General features: G+C 75.4%; 3 protein-coding genes. All 3 read left to right on the top strand.

Annotation, left to right across the window (positions count from 1 at the left end; genetic code table 11):
- Positions 1-190 precede the first annotated feature (190 nt).
- From AB0D29_RS38585 to AB0D29_RS38575, 3 genes are read left to right on the top strand one after another with little or no spacing between them, the layout of a single operon-like run.
- On the top strand, positions 191-1252 hold the full coding sequence (locus tag AB0D29_RS38585; protein WP_362860509.1) for an energy-coupling factor transporter transmembrane component T: 1062 nt from the start codon (positions 191-193) through the stop codon (positions 1250-1252).
- Positions 1249-3267: an ATP-binding cassette domain-containing protein gene (locus AB0D29_RS38580; protein ID WP_362860508.1), complete on the top strand. Its 2019-nt coding sequence runs from the start codon at positions 1249-1251 to the stop codon at positions 3265-3267. The genes AB0D29_RS38585 and AB0D29_RS38580 overlap by 4 nt, the downstream gene beginning before the upstream one ends.
- A complete protein-coding gene (locus AB0D29_RS38575) occupies positions 3264-4118 on the top strand; it encodes an ECF transporter S component (protein ID WP_362860507.1) in 855 nt (284 codons plus the stop codon). Before AB0D29_RS38580 ends, AB0D29_RS38575 begins: the two co-directional genes overlap by 4 nt.
- Positions 4119-4484: the final 366 nt, after the last annotated feature.

Genomic DNA, 4484 nt, shown 5'->3' with positions numbered 1-4484 from the left:
GCCGGCGCACAAACAACCAGCCCCTCCGGCGTTTGAGGAGCGGGGGTCTGGGGGCGGAGCCCCCAGGAGCGGCGCCGCACCCGGCGACGTGCCCCCGGCCCGCCGGAGCCACCCCGCGGCGCAGGATTCCCCGCACTGGTCGACGTACAAGAAGAAATGGCAGGCCCCGCTCGCCCGCCGGGCCACCGCCCTGCACGCCGGGGCCTGGTGGCTCTGGGCCCTCGGGCTCGCCACCGCCGCCTCCCGCACCACCAACCCCCTCCTCCTCGGGCTGATCGTCGGCGTCGCCGGGTACGTGGTGGCAGCCCGCCGCACGGACGCGCCCTGGGCGCGTTCCTACGGGGCGTTCCTCAAGCTCGGCCTCGTCGTCATCGGCCTGCGCCTGCTCTTCTCCATGCTGCTCGGCTCGCCCGTCCCCGGCGCGCACACCCTGTTCACGCTCCCGGAGATCCCGCTGCCCGCCTGGGCGCAGGGCATCCGGTTCGGCGGGAAGGTCACCGCCGAGCAGCTGGTCTTCGCGTTCTACGACGGCGCGAAGCTGGCCGCCCTCCTCGTCTGCGTGGGCGCCGCGAACGCCCTCGCGAACCCGGCGCGGCTGCTGAAGTCCCTGCCGGCCGCCCTCTACGAGGCCGGGGTCGCCGTCGTCGTCGCCATGACCTTCGCGCCGAACATGGTCGCCGACGTGGTCCGGCTGCGGACGGCCCGCCGACTGCGCGGACGCCCCACCGGCGGGGTGAAGGCGATCCTCCAGATCGGCCTGCCGGTCCTGGAGGGCGCCCTGGAGCGTTCCGTCGCCATCGCCGCGTCGATGGACGCGCGCGGCTACGGCCGCACGGCGAAGGTTCCGTCGGCCGTCCGGCACACCACCAACGTCCTCACCCTCGGCGGTCTCCTCGGCATGTGCGCGGGCACCTACGGACTGCTGGCCGCGCAGGGCGCCGCGTACGGGCTCCCCGTGCTCGGCATCGGCGCCGCCCTGGCCCTCGCGGGCCTGCGCCTCGGCGGGCGCCGGTCGGTACGCACCCGCTACCGGCCCGACCGCTGGGGCCCGCGCGCCTGGCTGGTCGCCGGCTCGGGCGCGGCCGTCGCCGCGCTCCTCATCCGCGCGGGCACCGTCGACCCGGCGGCCCTGCACCCGGGCGTGGTCCCGCTGGTGGCGCCCACGCTGCCGCTGTGGCCGGCGGCGGCGATCCTGATCGGCCTGCTGCCCGCGTTCGTGGCACCCGTACCGCCCAAGGAGGCGTCGCAGTGATCCGCTTCGAGCAGGTGTCGGTCACCTACGAGGGCGCGGCCGGGCCTTCCCTCCAGGGCGTCGACCTGGTGATCCCGGAAGGCGAGCTGACCCTCCTGGTCGGCCCGTCGGGGGTCGGCAAGTCCACCCTGCTGGGGGCCGTGTCCGGGCTGGTCCCCCATTTCACGGGCGGCAGGCTGAGCGGGCGCGTGACCGTGGCCGGGCGGGACACCCGTACCCTCAAGCCCCGGGAGCTGGCGGACGTGGTCGGCACGGTCGGGCAGGACCCCCTGGCCCACTTCGTGACGGACACGGTGGAGGACGAGCTCGCGTACGGAATGGAATCGCTGGGCCTGCCACCTGCGGTGATGCGCCGCCGGGTGGAGGAGACCCTGGACCTCCTCGGCCTCAACGAACTCCGTGACCGGCCCATCGCCACGCTCTCCGGCGGCCAGCAGCAACGGGTCGCGATCGGCTCGGTCCTGACCCCGCACCCCCGGGTCCTGGTCCTGGACGAGCCCACGTCGGCGCTGGACCCGGCGGCGGCGGAGGAGGTCCTGGCGGTCCTCCAGCGCCTGGTCCACGACCTCGGCACCACCGTCCTGATGGCGGAGCACCGGCTGGAGCGGGTGGTCCAGTACGCCGACCAGGTGCTGCTCCTGCCGTCCCCCGGGGCGGCGCCCGTCCTGGGCCCCCCGGCGCAGATCATGGCCGTCTCCCCGGTCCACCCGCCGGTGGTCTCCCTGGGCCGCCTCGCGGGCTGGTCCCCGCTCCCCCTCTCGATCCGCGACGCCCGCCGTCTGGCCGCGCCGCTGCGTGCCCGCCTCTCGGCTCCCGCCGGGGCCGCAGCCAACCCCGCACCCGCTCTGCCCGAGCCCACCACTCCCGCCGTCTCCCAGGGCTCCGCCCCGCCGCACGATTCAGCCCCGCCGCTTCTTCCAGCCTCGCCGGCGTTTGAGGCGCGGGGTTCGGGGCGGAGCCCCGGTATTTCAGCCCCGCCGCACCATCCAGCCCCTCCGGCGTTTGAGGAGCGGGGTCCGGGGCGGAGCCCCGATCTTGCGGCCCGGCCGCACACTCCAGCCTCGCCGCACCATCCAGCCCCGCCGGCGTTTGAGGCGCGGGGTCCGGGGCGGAGCCCCGGCGGCGGCCCGGCCGGCCTGCTCGCACGCCTGCTGCGCCGCGGCACGCCGAGCCCGAGCCCGAGCCCAGCGGCCCCGGCAGGGGCCCCGGCCCACACCCGCGCCCTGGGCGTCCGCCGCTCCCGCACCGACGTGCTCCGCAACATCGACCTCACCGTGGCCCCCGGCGAGACCATCGCCCTCATGGGCCGCAACGGCGCCGGCAAGTCCACCCTCCTCGCCACCCTCGTCGGCACGCTCGCCCCCACCACCGGCGAGGTGACCGTCGGCGGCCGCACCCCCCACCGCACGCCCCCGCCCGAGATGGTCCGCCGCGTCGGCCTCGTCCCGCAGGAGCCCCGCGACCTCCTCTACGCCGACACCGTCGCCGCCGAGTGCGCCGCCGCCGACTCCGACGCCGGCGCGGCCCCCGGCACCTGCCGCGCCCTGGTCTCCGCGCTGCTCCCGGACGTCCCCGACGACACCCACCCCCGTGATCTCTCCGAGGGCCAGCGCCTGGCCCTGGCCCTGGCGCTGGTCCTCACCGGCCGCCCGGCCCTGCTGCTCCTCGACGAGCCCACCCGCGGCCTGGACTACGCCGCCAAGGTCCGTCTGATCGAGGTCCTCCGGGGCCTGGCCGCCGACGGCCACGCCATCGTCCTGGCCACCCACGACGTGGAGCTCGCCGCCGAGCTGGCCCACCGCGTGGTGATCCTGGCCGGCGGGGAGGTCGTCGCGGACGGCCCGACCGCCGAGGTCGTCGTGTCCTCGCCGGCCTTCGCTCCGCAGGTGGCGAAGATCCTGGCCCCGGGCCACTGGCTCACGGTGAGCCAGGTCGCCGCAGCCCTCGGCACAAGCCTCGCCGCGGGCCTCGACACGACCGTCGACACTGCCCTCGACGCGACGGATACGCAGTGAACCGCCCCGTCCGCATCGGCCCCCGGGCCGCCGCCGCCCTGGTCCTCGTCACCCTCATCGGCATCGCGGCCTTCGGCTGGCCGCTCCTCGCCGACCAGCAGTCGGGGCTCGCCCACTCCCAGGACGCCCCCTGGCTCTTCGCCGCGCTCCTCCCGCTCCTGGTGGCCGTGGTCGTCGCGACGATCGCCGACAACGGCATGGACGCCAAGGCGGTGGCGATGCTCGGTGTGCTCGCCGCCGTCGGGGCGGCGCTGCGCCCGCTGGGCGCGGGCACGGCCGGACTGGAGCCGATGTTCTTCCTGATGGTGCTCAGCGGCCGCGTCCTCGGTCCCGGTTTCGGGTTCGTCCTGGGCTCGGTGACGATGTTCGCCTCCGCCCTGCTGACGGGCGGGGTCGGGCCGTGGATGCCGTTCCAGATGCTGGCCATGGGCTGGTTCTCGCTGGGGGCCGGGCTGCTGCCGGGACCGGAGAGGCTACGCGGCCGGGCGGAGCTGCTGATGCTGGCGGCGTACGGCTTCGTGGGCTCGTTCGCGTACGGCACGGTCATGAACCTGCAGGGGTGGGTGATCCTGCAGGGCATGGGCCAGGGCATCTCGTTCCACCCCGGCGATCCCGTCCCCGCGAATCTGGCGCGTTTCGTCGCCTACTGTCTGGCGACCTCGGTGGGCTGGGACCTGGGCCGGGCGGCGCTGACGGTCGTCCTGACGCTGACGCTGGGGGCCACGCTGCTGAAGGCGCTGCGGCGGGCGACTCGGAAAGCCGCCTTCGACGCACCCGTCTCCTTCGATTCGGGGGCCGTCTCGGACCGCGAGGCCGCCCTCGAAAGGGGTACGAACGGTGGCGGAGGGTGACATTCGGGGCCCTGGGCGGTGAGGCGCCCCACAGGACCCAGGTCACATACGAACGCCGATAGTGGGCCGCGAAGCGCCCGCACCACCCCCCTCACACCCACCCCCACCTGCACGGACGTTGATCACGGGGGCAGGGGGCCGGGCGGCCCCGCCTGCGAGGCCGGCTAGTAAGAGGCGTCGTTGCCAGCCCACCACGTCATCGGTAGAACTGGATGAGTCGCCGGGCGGCACGGGTGGTTCACCCGCCGCCGACGGATCCCCTCTCCACCGCGTGAGTGGCTCACGCATGCTCCGGCATGCCGCGACCGCCCTTGTCCCCGTCGGAAGGTCCATCCGTGTCCAACGCTGTCATCCGCCGCATCGCCG

The organism is Streptomyces sp. NPDC048424 (assembly GCF_040651555.1).
Lineage (GTDB): Bacteria > Actinomycetota > Actinomycetes > Streptomycetales > Streptomycetaceae > Streptomyces.
The sequence above is the reverse complement of the archived record's forward strand: the minus strand, read 5'-3'. Positions and strand labels throughout refer to the sequence as shown.